Source organism: Streptococcus orisasini, assembly GCF_001431045.1.
In the GTDB taxonomy this organism is placed as follows: Bacteria; Bacillota; Bacilli; order Lactobacillales; family Streptococcaceae; genus Streptococcus; species Streptococcus orisasini.
Map to the genome: position 1 here is coordinate 1 of NZ_BCLE01000006.1, position 17,869 is coordinate 17,869.

General features: G+C 41.7%; 17 protein-coding genes and 1 other RNA gene. All 18 read right to left on the reverse strand.

Annotated elements, in window-relative coordinates; genetic code table 11:
- Positions 1-345: 345 nt before the first annotated feature.
- The 18 genes from SCSH_RS01130 to SCSH_RS01210 all read right to left on the reverse strand — a co-directional run bounded on the left by SCSH_RS01130 (position 346) and on the right by SCSH_RS01210 (position 17,860).
- Entirely contained in the window at positions 346-1,242 is an 897-nt protein-coding gene (locus SCSH_RS01130) for a helix-turn-helix domain-containing protein (RefSeq protein ID WP_057490070.1), read from the reverse strand.
- Between the two features lie 72 nt (positions 1,243-1,314).
- Positions 1,315-1,413, reverse strand: an RNA gene (ffs, locus tag SCSH_RS10820) — signal recognition particle sRNA small type.
- A gap of 26 nt (positions 1,414-1,439) precedes the next feature.
- A complete protein-coding gene (gene tadA, locus SCSH_RS01135; RefSeq protein WP_057490071.1) occupies positions 1,440-1,910 on the reverse strand; it encodes a tRNA adenosine(34) deaminase TadA in 471 nt (156 codons plus the stop codon).
- A complete protein-coding gene (locus tag SCSH_RS01140; protein ID WP_057490072.1) occupies positions 1,910-2,686 on the reverse strand; it encodes an MBL fold metallo-hydrolase in 777 nt (258 codons plus the stop codon). Before SCSH_RS01140 ends, tadA begins: the two co-directional genes overlap by 1 nt.
- Before the next feature lie 105 nt (positions 2,687-2,791).
- A complete protein-coding gene (locus SCSH_RS01145; RefSeq protein WP_057490073.1) occupies positions 2,792-3,799 on the reverse strand; it encodes a YdcF family protein in 1,008 nt (335 codons plus the stop codon).
- Between the two features lie 452 nt (positions 3,800-4,251).
- On the reverse strand, positions 4,252-5,394 hold the full coding sequence (gene tgt / locus SCSH_RS01150; RefSeq protein WP_057490074.1) for a tRNA guanosine(34) transglycosylase Tgt: 1,143 nt from the start codon (positions 5,392-5,394) through the stop codon (positions 4,252-4,254).
- Positions 5,395-5,639: 245 nt separating this feature from the next.
- Positions 5,640-6,074, reverse strand: coding sequence for a CoA-binding protein (locus tag SCSH_RS01155; RefSeq protein WP_057490075.1), 435 nt, complete (start codon positions 6,072-6,074; stop codon positions 5,640-5,642).
- Between the two features lie 26 nt (positions 6,075-6,100).
- Entirely contained in the window at positions 6,101-8,737 is a 2,637-nt protein-coding gene (gene polA, locus SCSH_RS01160; RefSeq protein ID WP_057490076.1) for a DNA polymerase I, read from the reverse strand.
- A gap of 147 nt (positions 8,738-8,884) precedes the next feature.
- Positions 8,885-9,382, reverse strand: coding sequence for a DUF2798 domain-containing protein (locus SCSH_RS11320; RefSeq protein WP_057490077.1), 498 nt, complete (start codon positions 9,380-9,382; stop codon positions 8,885-8,887).
- 186 nt (positions 9,383-9,568) lie between these two features.
- Positions 9,569-10,840 carry a class II D-tagatose-bisphosphate aldolase non-catalytic subunit gene (locus tag SCSH_RS01170; RefSeq protein ID WP_057490078.1) on the reverse strand — a complete coding sequence of 424 codons (1,272 nt, stop codon included), beginning with the start codon at positions 10,838-10,840 and terminating at the stop codon, positions 9,569-9,571.
- Positions 10,841-11,215: 375 nt separating this feature from the next.
- Entirely contained in the window at positions 11,216-12,253 is a 1,038-nt protein-coding gene (locus SCSH_RS01175) for a PTS fructose transporter subunit IIC (RefSeq protein ID WP_057490079.1), read from the reverse strand.
- Between the two features lie 15 nt (positions 12,254-12,268).
- Positions 12,269-12,583 carry a PTS fructose transporter subunit IIB gene (locus SCSH_RS01180; RefSeq protein ID WP_057490080.1) on the reverse strand — a complete coding sequence of 105 codons (315 nt, stop codon included), beginning with the start codon at positions 12,581-12,583 and terminating at the stop codon, positions 12,269-12,271.
- A gap of 11 nt (positions 12,584-12,594) precedes the next feature.
- Complete coding sequence (locus SCSH_RS01185; RefSeq protein WP_057490081.1) at positions 12,595-13,050, reverse strand: PTS sugar transporter subunit IIA; 456 nt, start codon at positions 13,048-13,050, stop codon at positions 12,595-12,597.
- Positions 13,037-14,926 (reverse strand): BglG family transcription antiterminator, encoded by a 1,890-nt coding sequence (locus SCSH_RS01190; protein WP_082581923.1) that lies wholly within the window; start codon positions 14,924-14,926, stop codon positions 13,037-13,039. Before SCSH_RS01190 ends, SCSH_RS01185 begins: the two co-directional genes overlap by 14 nt.
- 321 nt (positions 14,927-15,247) lie before the next feature.
- Positions 15,248-15,949: a D-allulose 6-phosphate 3-epimerase gene (gene alsE / locus SCSH_RS01195; RefSeq protein ID WP_057490082.1), complete on the reverse strand. Its 702-nt coding sequence runs from the start codon at positions 15,947-15,949 to the stop codon at positions 15,248-15,250.
- An 18-nt stretch (positions 15,950-15,967) separates the two neighbouring features.
- The gene (locus SCSH_RS01200) at positions 15,968-17,071 is read right to left on the reverse strand and encodes a PTS fructose transporter subunit IIC (protein WP_057490083.1); all 1,104 of its coding nucleotides are present in this window, start codon (positions 17,069-17,071) and stop codon (positions 15,968-15,970) included.
- Positions 17,072-17,080: 9 nt separating this feature from the next.
- On the reverse strand, positions 17,081-17,533 hold the full coding sequence (locus SCSH_RS01205; RefSeq protein ID WP_057490084.1) for a PTS sugar transporter subunit IIA: 453 nt from the start codon (positions 17,531-17,533) through the stop codon (positions 17,081-17,083).
- 12 nt (positions 17,534-17,545) lie between these two features.
- A complete protein-coding gene (locus SCSH_RS01210; RefSeq protein WP_057490085.1) occupies positions 17,546-17,860 on the reverse strand; it encodes a PTS fructose transporter subunit IIB in 315 nt (104 codons plus the stop codon).
- Positions 17,861-17,869: the final 9 nt, after the last annotated feature.

Consider the following 17,869-nt stretch of genomic DNA (forward strand, 5'->3'; position numbering starts at 1 on the left):
CGCTACCTAAGGAAAGTATCATAACATAATAATTCTTTTGATAAAAATCGACTTTGTCTTCTTTTGTAGAAAGTATAGTCCTTTTGAATACATTTCCAAATTTTAAATTTTATATGATTTTACAAGGATATACAATCAACTTATACTAAAAATTTTAATAAAACCTAATTTTGCTAATTCAAATAGTTAAGTAAATTTTCAAAAGCAGAATATTCATTTCTTACTTGCAGCACTTCAAATATAAGATATTTATTCAACTTGAAAAACACTGTTTTTTTGCTATAAAAAACATAGAAAAGCTATTACTATCACTAATCCCTTTTTGATTATTCGATATTGGACTTTTTAAAGATGATCTTTTTTTCTTTCAGCAAGAATATTAGCTTCTAGAACGCTATCTCCAAAACTTTGTGCTAGCAAAGCAGCCAAATCATAACATTCCTTTGCTTTCTTTTTATTATATTCAGCATACAAATAATACTTTGCTTTAAACATTAATAGCCCAGGTTTAATATTATATTGCTGCGTTTTAGAGATAACATCATCCATTTTAACTACTAAAGCTTTTATTTTAGAATATAAACCATGATCCAGATAAACACCTGCTATAGCCGTTAATACTCCTAAAAGTTCAATATTATAATATTCATCGCCTGAGATATTTTGCTGTAAAACAGTAGTTTCGAGTATCTCCATGATTGTTTCATCATAATCTTTATCCTGACATTGAATCGCATAGTATTTTGCTAATAACAAGTCATTGAAAGAATAATGCTTTTTTATTAAAAGTTGCTTAAAAAAGTCATCAAAGATATCTTCTGCTGCTGCAGTTCTTCCTGTAGAAATATAATCTAAGGAATTATCCAACAATTCCAAAGTAAACAACTCATCTTCCGGCAAAACGTCAAAATATTTTTCATAAATATCCTCAATCATTCGCGATTTTTGAGCTAAACGTTCAGAATCACCATAGCTAGGAAATTTGAAAAGTTGATACTTCATAGAAAAATAGTCTTCTGGTATAGTAATATTTTCACCCGCAAGTAAGGTTCCTAAATCAGTTTCCAACACTTTTGCAATATATTCCAATTTTACAATAGAAGGTAAAGACTGTCCCAGTTCAATACGTACCAGTTGGCGAACTGTTAGTTCTTCTTCACTGTCGCACAGTTGTTCACGCGATAGCCCCTTTTTCTCACGCTCTTCCCTAATCTTTTTCCCAATTGTTTCTTTTATTCCCATACTTCCCCACCAAACTTCACATTACATTTTACAACAAAATTATGAAACTATCGTTGCTAATCATTTACTCTATAATTACATAAAAAATAGAGCACACAGCTTACATCGCTTAGGGCTGCTGGATTCCTCCCCTGACCCGCTTCACGCAAAGCTGTTGCTCCAAAAATATTATAACATAGATTGAGCAAACTGCCAACTTAAGAATTTCTTCTCTGCCTAAAAAAATCCTGCATAATACTAGCACATTCTTTTTCCAGAATTCCAGTTTCCACCTGTACACGGTGATTGAGTCGCTCATCGGTTAAAATATCATAGAGACTGCCGGCTCCGCCAAATTTTTTATTGGCAGCTCCGTAGATGACCTGCGGAATACGGGCAAGACCGATAGCACCGCTGCACATGACACAGGGTTCAATCGTTACAAAAAGTGTCGTATCCAGTAAGCGCCAGCTATTCTCATGCTTATTGGCCTCTGTGATGGCCATGATTTCGGCATGCATAATCGCCTGGCTTAACTCCTCACGAGCATTGTGGCCACGGCCGATGATTTGGCCGTCCTTAACAATGACACAGCCGATGGGGATTTCTTCTTTGGCCAATGATTTTTGAGCTTCTTTCAGGGCTTCTGCCATGAAAAATTCTTTTTCTTCCTGAGTGAAGTTGGTCATCAGCACTCACCAATTTCCCATGATTTATGAGGCTCTGCCAATTCTACAGGAATACCTTTTGAGTAAGTCTCAGTCTGACTTCTGAGAACTTCCAAGTGATTGTCTGGGTCAATCCCTGCTGGCGGCAGCGGCGGCATATGGGTTAGAACTAAACGTTTTACAGCAGCCGCACTGGCAATTTGTCCTGCTTCCTTTGTGGTCAAATGGGCTATGTGATTTTCATTGCCTTCATAAAGATAAACATCAGCCAAAAAGAGGTCGGCACCTGCAACAAATGTATCTAAGCCATCAAAATAGCCTGTATCACCAGTGAAAACAAAGACTTGCCCTGTTGCACGTTCAAGAATTCGAAAAGCATAACAAGGCACGGGATGCACTGTCTTGATGAAGGTGATGTCAAAGGGTCCGATTTGCTCAGTGCCCTTAACATCATAAGCAATCCCTTGAGAAACGCCATCAAGAGTCAGTTTGCTAAACTCATAGCTGTCCTCGTCGTGGCCATAGATAGGCAAGACTTTAGGCTCCCACAAATGTTTGGGATAGAGCTGGAAATAGTGCCGCAAGACACCCAAATCAGCTACATGGTCAGGGTGATAGTGGGAAATGATAACCGCATCCAAGTCCAGCGGACTGATTTCTTTTTCCAGTTCATTGATAGCACGGCTGCCGCAGTCGATCAGCAGCTGAAAACCATCCTGTCCCGTCAAGAGATAAGAGGTCGTACCGCCGTCTTTGTAAGGGTAAGCTCCCCAGCAGCCTAGGGTTGTTAACTTCATAAAAAAACACCTTCTTTATTTCCTGTTAACTTTATTATAGCAAATTTCCTGCGACAACTAAACAAAGGCCCGCTCTAAAAAGAACAGGCCTTACAAATAGTTTATCTAAAATTGACTGAGGATAAGAAGCCCTATAAAAATGGCATAAATGGTCATAAAGACCCATTTGAGGCGAACAACAATAGCAATAAATTCTCGGATAAAGGCACTAGGAATATAATAAGCAGCAGTCGAGCAGCCCAAACCATCTCCAGCCATATGCAGCTGACGGGCATAGACACTAGTCCGAAAAACGTGATAGGCATTGGTAACAAAGAGAAAGCGCGGACGACTCAGCTCTTTTTCGACCAGCTGTTTTGAAAACAAGAGATTTTGATAGGTTGAACGCGACTGCTCCTCTAAAAGGACTCTATCGCTTGGAATATCTCCTTGCTGCTTGATATAGGCAGCAATAGCTTTTGCTTCTGAAGTCTTTTCATTGGGACCCTGACCACCGCTTGCAATCAGCTTAACATGGGGATTGCTGGATTTTCGAAAGGCCTCAAGTGCCTTATCAATCCGCTTTTGCAGCAAAGGGGTTACTTCTTTACCATTCATAAGCCCCGCACCATGAATAATAATAAAATCATAATGCTTGTTTTTAGGAATAATGAGATACAAGACGGAATATAGCATAAAAGCTGTAAAGGACATGCCAAAGAGGAAAAAACTAAATATAAAAAGAGTATAAAAAGGATAGATAAATTGATTTCCTTCAAAAATTGGCCAAAAATGGGGACGGGAATAAACGATAGCGAAAAAAGCCACAATTGCCAAGCCCAAAAAAAGGGATAAGAAATTCGTTTTTGAGCGTCCTTCCCTCCTCAAAAGGACAAGACCATTATAAATGAGAAACAGGCCACTGAAAAAAAGCAGAGCAGGAACTAAGACAAGTCCTTCGACAAAGATTAAATAAGCCACCGTAAAGCCCTGATTGTAGAAAAAGGCAGTAATCGCAAGGTAGGCAAAAAACAAAAAGACAATTAAAAGGACAGGATTAATTAAGCTGCGCGCATCATGATGTATGGATATGACTAGCAAAATAAAAAGTATAAGTGTAACAACTTCTAACATCATTTCTCCTTAATATTCTTCTTTACAAATGTATCAGATACAGTAGCAAATAACAATAAAAGCAAGTAGAATCAAATCACAAATCATAAAAATCAGAATTAAAGATTTTAAGCAATCACTTTTTGTCATCCCTCTCATCCCTTCTAATCAGCAGTCAGCTGTCAAGTCATTAATAGTTTTCCTTTACTGCTTTTATTGTACTGCAAAAACAATGATTTGAACTTACACTTTTGTAAGCTGAAAGGTATAATGACAGTGCTGGCAGCAGAATTTTAAAAGCTTAAAACTGATTTTGCACATGTTAATTAGGTCGCTGAATAGTAGTTGAGTCCGGTTTAATCGCTTAATTTTTCAAATAAAAAGACTGAAGCTGCTTTAAAAAAATTAGCTTCAATCCCATTACACATCAAATAGCAAAGCAGCTGCCTAAGAGCTAGCATTTCAGTCTTATCTTAAAAATTACGCTTGGATTGATTGTAACCGTAGCGTTCAATAAAGTCTTCACGAAATTCAAGTAGGTTGTCATCCATAATGGCTTGGCGTACCTTCTTCATGAGATTAAGCAAGAAGTAGAGATTGTGATAGCTGGTCAAGCGCAGGCCAAAGGTTTCATCTGCCTTAAGCAAATGACGAATATAAGCCCGTGTGTAATTCTTACAGGTATAGCAATCACAGTCATGATCAAGCGGTGTGAAATCTTCTGCATATTGAGCATTTTTAACAACCAGACGGCCTTCTGAGGTCATACAGGTTCCGTTTCTGGCAATGCGGGTTGGCAGCACACAGTCAAACATATCAACACCGCGAATAACTCCGTCAATCAAGCTATCAGGTGCACCGACACCCATGAGATAACGTGGTTTGTTGTCTGGCAGCATTGGCACAGTGAAGTCAAGCACAGCATTCATTTCTTCATGGCTTTCGCCAACAGCCAATCCTCCGATAGAATAGCCTGGGAAATCCATGGCTACTAAATCAGTTGCTGACTGGCGACGAAGATCCTCAAAACCAGCACCCTGAACGATACCAAAAAGGCCTTGGTCATGCGGACGACGGTGAGCTTTTAGACCACGTTCTGCCCAGCGGCTGGTCCGCTCAATTGATTTTTTGACATAGTCATAAGGCTGGTAGAATTGAGGACATTCATCAAATGACATCATAATGTCAGAACCCAGATTATTTTGAATGGAAATGGCCTTCTCAGGTGACAGGAACATTTTGGCACCATTGAGGTGGTTTTTAAAGGTCACCCCTTCTTCAGTAATATTGCGGCTGTCAGCAAGCGAATAAACCTGAAAACCGCCGCTGTCTGTCAGGATAGCTTGATCCCAGTTCATAAATTTGTGAAGACCGCCAGCACGTGCAATCAGCTCATCACCAGGACGCAGCCAGAGGTGATAAGTGTTTGATAAGATGATTCCTGACCCCATTTCTTTTAACTCCTCAGGACTTTGCGTCTTAACAGTTGCCTGCGTTCCCACCGGCATAAACATAGGCGTCGGAAAGGTTCCGTGGGGTGTGATAATTTCTCCCAAACGGGCTCCTGTATGTTTTTCCTTTTTAATTAAACGATATCGAATGGGCGAATCTGTCATGTATTTTTTCTCTCCTTGCTGCCAAAATAGATTTTGGCCAATTTAACCTTATCAATTTTATCAAAAAAGCCCTTGCTTGTCATTATCTGCTGCGTCAAAGTTACTCCTAAGAAAATAAGAACCTGAGACACTTTTATCTCAGGTTCTTAACTTCATGTGTTATTACAGCCATCTCCTTTGAGAACAGTTGACAACAGAGCATTCCATTGCTGAATCGCTAACTGTTGCATGGTGGCTCAGATATTTTATTGATTAGCCAGTTTTTGATATTCAATCTTGATGCAACGATTCATGACAATATCATTGCGCCCTGCTGCACGCAGGATATTTTCGGATTCTTCGCTCTCTAAACCTAGTTGAGCCCAGAAGACACGAGCATTCGTTTCAATGAAATCACGGGCAACATCTGCTAAAAACTCGCTGCGGCGAAAAACATCAACGATGTCAATAGGCTCAGGAATATCCTGCAAGCTAGCATAAACCTTTTCACCCAAAATAGTGCTGCCAGCAGATCTTGGATTAACAGGAATAATCTTGTAGCCAGCCCTTTGCATCAGCTGAGAAACCTCATAGGCAGCTGTTTCTTCTCGAGCGGACAAACCTACTACTGCTATGGTTTTAGCCTCTTTTAAATAATCAAAAATCACTTCTTGACTGGGATTTTGAAATTGATAGGTCATAAACAACCCCCTTTATTTTAAGCAATTTATTTAGCTTCATACCAGGTCTGACCAGCATTTTCATCAGCTACAAGCGGTACAGACAGCTCAATCGCCGATTCCATGGTTTCCTTGACCAGCTGCTTGACAGCCTTTAGTTCTTGGTTGGGAACTTCAAGGACGATTTCATCATGTACCTGCAGCAGCATGCGCGCTTGGTAATTTCCTTGCGTCAAAGCCTTATCCAGATTAATCATGGCTACTTTGAGAATGTCTGCTGCACTCCCCTGAATTGGGGAATTAATAGCTGTGCGCTCGGCAAAGGAGCGGATATTGAAATTGCGTGAATTGATGTCCGGCAGTTCGCGCCTTCTGTGAAAGAGCGTCTCTACATATCCTTTATCACGCGCTTCTCTGACCACCCTGTCCATGTAATTTTTAATACCTGGATAACGTTCAAAGTAGGTATCAATATAATTTTTGGCAGCCTTGCGGCTGATGCCTAGATTATTGGCCAGACCAAAATCAGAAATACCATAAACCACGCCGAAATTAACTGCCTTGGCATTGCGACGGTCATTAGGCGTTACATCTTCTGGCTTATCAATGCCAAAGACACGCATAGCTGTCGAGGTATGGATATCTGCGCCTTCTTTAAAGGCCGCTATCAAGTGTTCATCACCTGAAATATGTGCCAAAACCCGCAGCTCAATCTGTGAATAATCTGAGCTGAGCAAAACGCTGTCCGACCATTCCGGAACAAAGGCCTTGCGAATCAAGCGGCCCTGCTCTAGGCGAACAGGTATGTTTTGCAGATTGGGATCGACACTGGATAACCGTCCGGTCTGTGTCAAATCCTGCAAATAGCGCGTGTGAATTTTACCATCAAAAGAAATAGCTTCCTGCAAACCAATGATATAGGTTGATTGGAGTTTGGCAATCTGACGGTACTCCAAAATTTTAGCTACGATTGGTGAGCGGTGAGCCAGACGTTCCAGGACATCAACGGCCGTCGAATAGCCAGTCTTTGTTTTTTTGGTGGCCGACAGGGGCAGGCCTAATTTTTCAAAGAGAATGACTCCCAGCTGTTTAGGTGAGTTAATATTGAACTCTTCCCCCGCCAAAGCATAGATTTCCTGCGTTAAGGCCTCCAGTTCAATCTCATTGCTGCGCTCCATGTCCTTGAGCGTTTCTTCCTTGATGGAGATACCCGCAATTTCCATTTTAGCAAGAACATTAGCCAAGGGCAGCTCCATTTCAAAAAGCAGGCTTAACTGATTATTGTCAGAGAGTTTCTTGCGCATGGGCTCTTCGCTGGCAATCAGGACACTGACTTTTTTGGCTAAATGGCTGAGCAGCGTATCTTTGTCAGGAACAGCCCGTTTGACACCTTTCCCGTAGACTTCTTCATCAGTCGCCAGCGGCAGGTCTGTATAGAGTCTGGCAATGGTAGAAGTATTGTTGTTTTCAACAGTGGACAACAGGTACTTAGCCAAGCGACTGTCAAAGCTGGCTGTTGGCAAATCAATTCCCAAATGACTGAGTAAAACCTTGCTGCGCTTGAAATCATAGGTCTTAATAGGTTTAGCCAGAGCCTTTTTGAACAGGTCATCATTCAGCAGACTGATATCAGTACTGGCATAGATTGCCTGACTGTTACCCCAGGCAAAGCCAATCATGTCTTCGGTATGATAGTTATCATTTAAAATTTCAAAATAAAAGAACTGATCCGGGGCAAACATGTCTGGTTTTAACTGACTGACCTCTGTATAAGACACCTCAAAGACCTTAACATCAGGCGATGACCCCAGCTGCGAACGGAACTGTCTAAAGTCCATCTCATCATAAAATTTAGCCAGACTGTCAAATTGGGGGCCGGCATAGACAATATCTTCCAAACCGATGGTGATTGGCGCCTGAACATCAATCGTCGCTAAGGTTTTCGACAAGAAGGCCTGCTCTTTATCATTGACCAGATTTTCTTTCATCTTAGAGGCCTTAAAGCTATCCAAGTTTTCATAGATGGCCTCCAAACTGCCGTGCTCGTGCAGGAGCTTAAGTCCAGTCTTCTCACCAATCTTGGTGACCCCCGGAATATTATCCGATTTATCTCCCATGAGCGCCTTGAGGTCAATGAACTGCTTGGGCGTCAGCCCCATTTTTTCCATGAGATAAGCTGGCGTGAATTCTTCGAATTCGGCCACGCCCCTTTTAGAAATTTCAACGGTTGTGTTGTTGTCAGTCAGCTGAATCAGGTCTCTGTCGCCGCTGACAATAGTCACTTCGTATTCATTTTCATTTTCTGCCAGTTTATCCAGTGTCCCAATAATATCATCGGCCTCATAATTGTCCAAATCATAAAAAGGCACACCGAGCGCCGTCAGCATCTCACGGATATAGGGCAGCTGCTCCCGAAATTCTGCCGGTGTCTTATCACGGCCAGCCTTATACTCAGCAAACATTTCTGTCCTAAAAGTCGTTTTGCCAGCATCAAAGGCTACCAAAATATGGGTCGGCTCTACCCGCTTTATCATGTGATCCAGCATCAGATGGAAACCATAAATCGCATTGGTATGAAGCCCCGCAGGATTCTTAAAGCGTTCAATCTGATTGTAGAGTGCAAAAAAAGCACGGTAGGCAACGGAAGAACCGTCAATTAACAGTAATTTTTTCTTGTTTGTCATAGGTCTATTGTAACATAATTCTCACTGTTTAAAAGTTTAAAACTCACTGTTTTGAAGCTGGTTTTTCAGTGAAAGTTTTTTGAAAATCTAAAATAAAAACAGGAGCACTTGATGCGTCCTGCCTCATTTTTTATAGTTAGTGTCTTCTTAAATAATGGTTGGAATCTCATCGTCATCGTCAAAATCTTCCACTTTTTCTTCGTTAGGGAAGGGCTTTTGCAGATGGCCTAAGATAAAACGTGAAACAGGTCCCACAAGCAAAAAATTTAAGGGGACTGCCATCACAAAATTCGTCAGCCATGCGCCCAAATAAACCGGTAGCGTCAAAGCAACCTGATTAATCAGCAAACCGTACAAGGACATGAGAGAAACCATCCCAAGTATCATCAAACCTGAGATTGTTACGATTTTTTGCCAGCGTTTATGATGATCTCTTAAAAAGCTAAACGCAACTTTTTTGGCCAGCGGCCCTACTATCAAGGTATCCGCTAAAAAAGCAAGGACAAATCCGGGGATATAACCCAAAGCTAGAGCTTTCCAGCTGAAATGGCCAGCAACTGTTAAATTATAAGCACTCATTCCCAGTACCATTAACCCGCACATCATGGTTGTAAAAAACATGGCTTCTTTAAAATTTCTTGGCATTATCCGCCTCCTTTTTCTATTCTAAAAACTAGCATATCATAATTCAAACAGCCGTGTAAGTTCTTTTTTGAAAATTTATTGAAAGTGCAGTTTCAAAAAAACCTATCAGAAACTCCCTTTAGCTTTTGCTTTTAGGAATTTCCAATAGGTTTTTAAAATGTGCTGTTTTCTACAATTGAGCGATGCCTAATCCTTAAGATTTTTAATGCGGCTGGTAACGCCCTTTAAGTTATAACATTCAGCATAGTCTCTGATTGGTCGCTTGATATGATCAATAACATAGCGCTTGCCATCAATATGATGGGCAGATAAGTTGGCATAGAGCTTTTCAATTTCTGCCTTTACGGCTGCATCATTAAAGGTATAATGGCCAGCAATATCTAAAATTTCTTCAGACAGTTCCTTGTCTGCTTTAATGTCTTCAACACTCAGATTAACCTGATCGCCAACCATCCATTTTCTCCAGCGCTGGCTTTCAATAGCTTTTACTAACAAGGTTTCACGAATTTTAGATGGTTCCTCAACCAAACCATATTCAACCAATTTAGCTTCAACTTTAGCCAGATTAAGATAAGCCCTGGTTTCTTCAGTACCATACTGAGGTGCTACATTGGTTGCTGTAATAGCTGATGGCACATGCTCCAGAAGCGTAACATCATCGAGGTAATCGCCATTATGCTCTTTAAGACCGACACCGTATTTTTTGGCCATCTGAGCCAGATCATAGGCATTTTTAAAATTAAAATGTCCGACTTGCTCCGTCTTTCGTGTCAGGGTTCCTGTCTGACCAACAATAAAGGTCGGCATAGGCAGACCGCGTTTGCCCAGTTCTGATTGCAGCTGTTTGATGAAGGTTTCATAAGTTTCAGTAGAAGTGAGACCGCCATTGGTTTCTTCAGTACCGACTTCATAACCAATTTCAGGCAGGTTGCGTTTTTTACGTTCATTCTCACAGAACTCAATCAACTCAACCGTACGCTCTAAAACCGTATCAAGAGGGATAACCTTGCCGATTTCAAAAGGATCCTTGGTTGGATCAATCATGAGCAAGTCAAAACCTGCTTCAATATCTCCCACATAAGATTGTTCTCCCAATTTCATGGCTTCATCTGTCGGTAAGTGGCTGTTGCGTTCCTTGTCGCGTTGCCAAGGGCCGCCGTGATCGCGGCAAAGATAGTAAAGATTGTCATAATGAATGTCTTCTGCAACCTCTTTGACTGCCTCAGCAAAGGTGAATTGATTCCAGCCATTGACATAACCGCCGCCGAGTTCATCTAGGTCGACCTGATTACGGCTGGCAATAAACATGACAGGATAGTCGTCTTCCTGAGAAAGCTCTAAAGCTGCCTGAACGCAGTTTTTAGACATGGGACCAATTCCTAAGAGTGTGGCACTTTCACCAGTTTTTTGCAGTTCTAAGAGTCCTTGGACAGTCTCTTTAATAGAAAGTTTTGTCATGATTTTTCTCCTTTAATTAAGATACTAAGCCGTTAAGCGACTCAAAGAAATTTAGGGAACCTGACGAAGAATCCCTAAAGATTCTAGGAAGGCGAGTCTAATTTCACAGAGTCGTAGGCGTGTTCAATTAACAAGATACGGCAGAGGTTTGTTATCTAAGTGCTTTGCACTTGATAACAAACGCCAATCACCATAGTGAATGGCTACCTCTCCCGCTAACTTCGTTTGCTTAGTAAAATCGACTAACCAAACGAAGTGTCGCAAAGGGCGTTAGGAAAGCGAGAAGAAAATAGGAGACTAACGCCATGCGCTTTGCGCATAAGGTAGGCTATCTTTTTCTCGACGCTTTTAGCCCGTGTTCAATTACTAGTTTTTTTATTCTTCAATATCTGGTTTTGTAAAATGTAGGATAGCGACTGAAATCAAAGTACCAATCAGCATGGCGATGACATACCAGAGCTTCCCGTTAACCACAGGCAAAATAATCAAACCGCCGTGCGGAACCAGAGCCTCAACATTATTAATCATCCCAAGCGCTCCGCCAACAGCACTACCGATAATAATGGCAGGCAGTACACGCTTCATATCTTTTACCGCAAAAGGAATAGCACCTTCAGTAATGCCAATCAAGCCCATAAAGAAGGCAGATAGTCCTAAATCACGGTCTTCCTTGCTATATTTCTTGCGATCAATAAAAGTGGAAATGGCCACAGCCAAAGGCGGAATGGCTACAGCAATCCGGTGGGCACCATTAGGCGAGTAGATCCCCTCCGCCATCAAGGCTAGGGTAAAGGCTGTTGCTGTTTTATTGATGGGGCCGCCCATATCCACTGCTGTCATTGCACCGATAATCAAGCCCAAAACAATGGCGCTGCCCCCCTGCAGTTCACCCAGTGTTTTCACCAGCCAATCCATTACAAGGCCGATTGGTACGGCAATGATATAAATATAAATCATTCCCAAAACAAAGGTTGTTATGATTGGAACAATCAAAATAGGCATCAAGGTTCTGACTAGCTGCGGTGTCTTCCAGCTCTTGGTCCATTTAACAAAATAACCTGTCAGCACCCCTAGCAGCATAGCACCCAGAAAACCCGTTTTGACCTGATCAGCGCCAATAGGATTATTAGCAATATAGCCCAAAATCATAGCTGGCGCCAAGGCTGGCTTACCGGAAATGGAATAAGCAATATAGCCAGCCAGAAGCGGAATCATCATCGCAAAGCCAGCAGTTCCCAAATCGTTTAAGTTTTTCATGAACTGATTGGTGATTTCCATGCCCTTGTCAGTCGGCTTTCCGGTGGACAGCGCAATTGCCAGAAAAACACCGCCGACGACAACTGAAGGCAGCATGTAAGAAACCCCAGTGTTGAAAGCTTTTTGCAAGTCTTTCCATATTTTTTTATTCATCATTTCACCCTCTTATTCTTATAGTGCTTCTGCCTGATCTAAAACTCTGGCCGGATGCTTGATGGCTTCTCCAGGATCAACATTCAAAACCTTGCCTTGTGCTCGTTTGTCATCAAAGCGTTCCTGTCCTTCAATCTCCACAGCAACGGCCAAAATAACAAGATCGGCCTCATCTATTACTTCCTGTTCCAATTCGTTTTCAATTCCCATGCCGCCTTGGGTTTCAACCTGGTAGTCATAGCCACGTTTTTCACATTCTTTTTCAATGGCTTCCTGAGCCATGTAAGTATGGGCAATGCCTGTCGGGCAGGCTGTCACTGCAACTATTTTCATCTGTAACCTCCTTAAATATCAATAGCATGCAATAGCTGAAATACTTGATCTTTATCTTGCTGCAAGAGTTCTTGTCTAAAATGCTCATCCAGCAATTTTTTACTGACCTGCGAAATAAATTTTAAATGCAGTTTTTCAGTACCTGTTTCAGGAACACCAATCAGAAAAATCAGCTGAACCTTTTCATTATCTTCTTGACTCCACCTAAATTTTTTCTTAGTTCGCAAAAAAGCGATAAAAGGCTTTTTAACAACATCGGTTTTTCCGTGCGGAATAGCAATATCATAACCGATTGCAGTCGGGACTTCCGCCTCCCTTTTTAAAACGGCCTGAAAAAACAAATCAGCATCGCTGACATAGCGGATAGCTTCAGCCGCCTTGGCAATCCATTTGATAATCTGATCTTTACCTGTCTGTTCACAATCAAGAAAAATCAGTTCCTGACGGATAATATCAGTCTTTTCCATAAACGATTTTTAAAACCTCCTTAACATCTTTCTCCTGCCTGAGCGTCTTTAGTCTAGCCTCATCATTAATAATCTGGTAAATGCCAGCAATAATCGCTCGGGCCTCTTTCAAATCTTTTTGAGCAATGCCTATCATAAATACAGTATCTACATAATAGGTATTCCACTTATACTTTTTACAGTTTTTAATAAGGGCAACAAACGTTTTTAGCACATGAATCGGTTTGCCATGGGGAACTGCAACACCCAGGGGCAGATCTGTCCCGCCTAATTCTTCACGTTTTAAGACATCAAACTTAAAGTCGCCAGTCACCAGTTGCTCTTCTTCCAAGTGCTCACCAACACTTAAAATAACATCTTTTTTTGACGCATATTGCTTATCAGTAAAAACTAGATGCGGCAAAATATAATGCTCAAGCACCTCCGGTGATTTGGCCAGTAACTTATTTTGCTTAGTCTTTTCACTGAAAAGACTGATGAGCTCACTGTTGCTGATAAAAGGAGACACATAAAAGCTGTTCTTTGTTTGCTGTTTTAGCTTTACAGTGGTCAAAACAAAATCATATTGCTGCAGATTTAGTTCTGCTGCCTCTGGCACAGAAGCAACTTCCAAGGTATCCAGCGAAGGCAGGGCATTTTTTATACGATTAATCAAAAGCTCTGAAGTGACAAGACCTGTCGGACAAATCACCAGAATTTTCCGGCTGATTCCGGCCTTCTCAATAGCCAATTGAAAATAGATGGTCAAAAAAGCTATTTCATCTTCATTGATGTCAACTCCCAGCTCATCGCTAAAATCTGTCATGACCAGCCATAAAATATTAAATACCACCGAATATTCCAACTTAATCTGCTCTGTAAAAGGATTCTTGATAAATGTATGCGACTGCAGGCGCTGAAGCATGGCTGGAATATGCGTTTTGAGCTGCTCCAACAGGTGCTGATCCCCTGAAAAGTCAATCGTTAAGGCTTGTGACACTTCTTTGATCAAACGCTCTAGCAAACCGTTATCAACATAATCCGCTGGCATTGGCTCAAAGCGGTAGTTGAGCAGCATATAAGAGAGAAATTCAATATCACCATTGGTATAGACAAAGCCTAGACGTACAGAAGCCTTATGAAGAATTTTCACTGCACTGTCTATGTAAAAAGCGTGCCTCTTAGGGTTTAAGACTTTCTCCTTTGCAGACAGATGCTCTCCCTGCAAAAGCTGATAAACCAGGGCAACGAGAGCACTCAGAAAACTCTGGACATAAACCTCAGAAATGGTATTGATATTCTCCTTGATATAGCTGTAAAGGATATTCTCACAGGCATTAACAGCATCCTGAGGATAGCAGCTTAAGAGAATATCAATCTCATCTTCCAGCCGAGATTGGCTCAAAGCCTGAGAATGTTCTGTCAAGAGCTGATTAAAATTAAGCAGCACATTGAGTTTTTCCTCAGGATTTTTCCATATGATTCTGGTCCCTTTACGATCCTTAGTTAGATGAAAGGCATTGCCTTTGCCCAAAATCTGCTCTATAAAAGTAAAATCCTGTTTAATAGATGTTTTACTGACAAAATATTCTTCAGACAAGGCCTTAAAGGTCACAGTCTGACCTTTAAAAATCAGCCGATTCATTATGGCTACCCTTCTTTGAAGGCTTTTGTCTTCATCTTCTGTTGGTGTTTTTTCGCTATCACCCTCCTTGTCAATAGCAATACCTACACCGCGTTTGCGGACAAGAGTTAAGCCTGATTCTTGAAGCGCTTTCATTTCTGTGTAAACCGTTCGTTCAGAAATCCCAAGCTTTGCTGCTAAATGAGCAACGGTCTGAAACGATGGCTCCTGCTCAAGCAGACCCAGCAATTTTAACTGTCTTTTGGTGAGCATGCTCAAATCACCTCCTGACGCATTTATGACTTATAGTGAATTCAAACAACCCTGAGCATCATTTACAGGAAAAAATTCCCAAGGTCAAACCGTGAAACAAACTAAAAATCCACTATAGCAGCTGCTTTATGATAAATTCATTATAAACAAGAACGAACACCCCTGTAAATAACAAAAAACTGCAGAAACTTCCTGCAGTTTTTGAGACTCTAAAAAATGATGACAAGTCTTGCTCAAAGAAAATCAAAATCAGGCTAGGCGTCTTGCCGCAGACAGCACTGAACTACAGCAAGGCGCAGTCAAAACCTATGATTTTGATTGTCAAAGAGTATTGGCTGATAAACTTTTTCCTGTCATGTCCTCATAGTCTTTTGCCATGATTGCCCATGATTCTTCAATATTATCTGTCAGAGAAAAAAGACCGCTCCGACCAACAATGTAAATATCCGGCCCAGCTGCATCAATACGTTTAAAGGTCTTACGGCTGGATGAACCGTCCATTTCTATCAGGTAAGGGTAAGAGTGCTCATCTCTTAGATGTCTTAACTCAACAATTTTCTCCAAGGTTGATTCTAAGAATCGCTGTCCTGCAAAGCCCGGATCAACCGTCATCACGGTGACCTTGTCCAGCAAGTCAATATAAGGCAAAATGACACTTACTGGTGTTTCAGGATTAAGAACGACGCCTGCCTTTAATCCAGCCGCGTGGATCTGATCGATTAAACGAAAGGCTAAGCCATTAAGAACTTCGGCATGCATGCAAATCCACTCGCACTTCATCTTTATCATCTCAGCCACCCAGAATGCTTGATCAGTAACCATGAGGTGAATGGACAGGGGCAGGCTGGAGAGCTTTCTGACTTCACCGATAAACCACGGTGACAGCGTAATATTGGGAACAAAATGTCCATCCATAATGTCGATATGATAGGAATGGGCATGCTGATTGAGGAAGGTGATTTCTTCCTTAAATTTGTTCAGATTCATACACATCAAGGAAGGTGATATTTCAGCTGCTGACATCTGTACTGCCTCGCTTTCTTATAAAATTTCAAAGTCATCTAGACTAATATCTGCTTCGTCTTCCGGATCAATATCTGCCGTTTCTTCTTCAATGACTGGCTTTTTAATCACGGCATAGACCACTCCGGTTACCAAAATATTGACCAGCAGACCGCAAATTCCAGCTAGAGGCCGCGACATGGTCGGAATCATTAGAATGCCGCCAAAAGGCACTGATGAGTCGGCTCCCATGGTCATAGATACAGCACCGCCAGCTGCGCCGCCTATTGCTGTTGCGATCAAGCCTGGTAGCAAATTGTTCATGACAATGGGAATGACCCCTTCAACAATATTTACAATCCCCATAGGAACAGCGGATTTCAGCGTTTCAATTTCATCTCTGCTGTAGATATTCTTTCTCATCAATTTAGCAATAAAATAAGCCAAGCCAAATCCAATAGGAGTAGCTGTATTGACTAGTTGCAGAGCCGTCAAGGGTTCCTTGACCCCTTCTGCCTGCAGGGTTAGGACAAAGGCATAAACGGTCTTATTAAGTGGACCGCCAAAGTCAACGCCGCTCAACACCCCAACAACACCACCAAATACAATGCGGGATGAAGAGCTAAGACCTTTCAAGAAAGTCGTCAGCCAGCTGGTAAAGGCACTGATTGGACCGCCAATCAGATAGATCATAATCAAACTGCTGACAAAGGCAGTCACAAAAGGCACAATCAAGGTCGGCATCAGCCCCTTTGCCCAATGAGGAACTTTTAAATTTTTCAAAATGTAGAGGGCAAGAAATCCCGCAATATAACCGCCTAGAATACCGCCGATAAAACCAGCGCTGATGCTGTTAGCAATCAAGCCGACAACAAAGCCCGGTGCAATCCCCGGTTTGCCGGCAACAGAGTAAGAAATCCCAGTCGCAATAACAACCGGTAACAGCCCTAGAGCCTTACCGCCCATGGTTGCCATAGCATCCCAAAATGAAAATTTTCCAATGATGAGGGCATCCTGAGACGCACCGCCCATAGCCATCCCAATAGCTACCAGAAAACCGGCGCCGCAGACGATGGGAATCAAATAAGAAATAGCCGTCAGCAAATGCCCTTTTAAATTAGCTTTTTTCAACAATTCTTTCATTTTATCCTCCTATAATGAAAATGCAGCCACAACATCTTCTGGGCTTTCAGCCTGCAAGAGCCTTGCCACGACTTGATCATTGCCCAGTTTTTTGGCAAAAAGAGCCAATAATTTGAGGTGTTCCTTAGCTGCCTCAGAATCAGAACCAACTGCAAAAAGAATCACTGTACGCACCCCTTTGCCATCAAGACTCTCCCAGGGAATTTCCCGGTCATTAATACCAATAGCTACCGCAGGGGCTGTGACAGACGGGCTTTTCCCATGCGGAATAGCCACGAAATTACCAATCCCTGTCTGACCCTGAGCTTCGCGCTCGTAGACATCTTTAAGAAAGGCTTGCTGATCAGAGATTTTACTTTCCTGGAACAGCAGACCAGACAAAGCCTGCAGCGCTTCTTCTTTAGTCTTTGCCGATAACTGAGTGTCAATCAATTTAACATCAATCGCATCCTTTGCTTCCATTAGTCATCCTTTCTACTGCTTAGCGGCTACTTCTGCCAGTTTAGCAATCAGTTTATTGGGTGATTTGATAGCAACTTCGGTCGGAACTTTGACCGTCTTTTTACCCGCAAAGCGTTCTTCTCCAGAAATCTTGACATCAATCGCCAAAACAACAATATCAGCTCCTGCAATATCCTCAGCACTTAATTCATTTTCAATGCCGATAGTGCCCTGTGTTTCAATTTTAACGTCGTGCCCTGCTTTTTTAGCAGCGGCTTCTAATTTTTCCTGAGCAATATAAGTATGGGCAATCCCGACTGTACATGCTGCTACTCCAACGATTTTCATAGTTTTCCT

Bases quoted from the DNA above. Each gene is read 5' to 3' on its own strand.
- SCSH_RS01130 (WP_057490070.1), bottom strand. From the start codon at position 1,242: ATGGGAATAAAAGAAACAATTGGGAAAAAGATTAGGGAAGAGCGTGAG.
- tadA (WP_057490071.1), bottom strand. From the start codon at position 1,910: ATGACCAACTTCACTCAGGAAGAAAAAGAATTTTTCATGGCAGAAGCC.
- SCSH_RS01140 (WP_057490072.1), bottom strand. From the start codon at position 2,686: ATGAAGTTAACAACCCTAGGCTGCTGGGGAGCTTACCCTTACAAAGAC.
- SCSH_RS01145 (WP_057490073.1), bottom strand. From the start codon at position 3,799: ATGTTAGAAGTTGTTACACTTATACTTTTTATTTTGCTAGTCATATCC.
- tgt (WP_057490074.1), bottom strand. From the start codon at position 5,394: ATGACAGATTCGCCCATTCGATATCGTTTAATTAAAAAGGAAAAACAT.
- SCSH_RS01155 (WP_057490075.1), bottom strand. From the start codon at position 6,074: ATGACCTATCAATTTCAAAATCCCAGTCAAGAAGTGATTTTTGATTAT.
- polA (WP_057490076.1), bottom strand. From the start codon at position 8,737: ATGACAAACAAGAAAAAATTACTGTTAATTGACGGTTCTTCCGTTGCC.
- SCSH_RS11320 (WP_057490077.1), bottom strand. From the start codon at position 9,382: ATGCCAAGAAATTTTAAAGAAGCCATGTTTTTTACAACCATGATGTGC.
- SCSH_RS01170 (WP_057490078.1), bottom strand. From the start codon at position 10,840: ATGACAAAACTTTCTATTAAAGAGACTGTCCAAGGACTCTTAGAACTG.
- SCSH_RS01175 (WP_057490079.1), bottom strand. From the start codon at position 12,253: ATGATGAATAAAAAAATATGGAAAGACTTGCAAAAAGCTTTCAACACT.
- SCSH_RS01180 (WP_057490080.1), bottom strand. From the start codon at position 12,583: ATGAAAATAGTTGCAGTGACAGCCTGCCCGACAGGCATTGCCCATACT.
- SCSH_RS01185 (WP_057490081.1), bottom strand. From the start codon at position 13,050: ATGGAAAAGACTGATATTATCCGTCAGGAACTGATTTTTCTTGATTGT.
- SCSH_RS01190 (WP_082581923.1), bottom strand. From the start codon at position 14,926: ATGCTCACCAAAAGACAGTTAAAATTGCTGGGTCTGCTTGAGCAGGAG.
- alsE (WP_057490082.1), bottom strand. From the start codon at position 15,949: ATGTCAGCAGCTGAAATATCACCTTCCTTGATGTGTATGAATCTGAAC.
- SCSH_RS01200 (WP_057490083.1), bottom strand. From the start codon at position 17,071: ATGAAAGAATTGTTGAAAAAAGCTAATTTAAAAGGGCATTTGCTGACG.
- SCSH_RS01205 (WP_057490084.1), bottom strand. From the start codon at position 17,533: ATGGAAGCAAAGGATGCGATTGATGTTAAATTGATTGACACTCAGTTA.
- SCSH_RS01210 (WP_057490085.1), bottom strand. From the start codon at position 17,860: ATGAAAATCGTTGGAGTAGCAGCATGTACAGTCGGGATTGCCCATACT.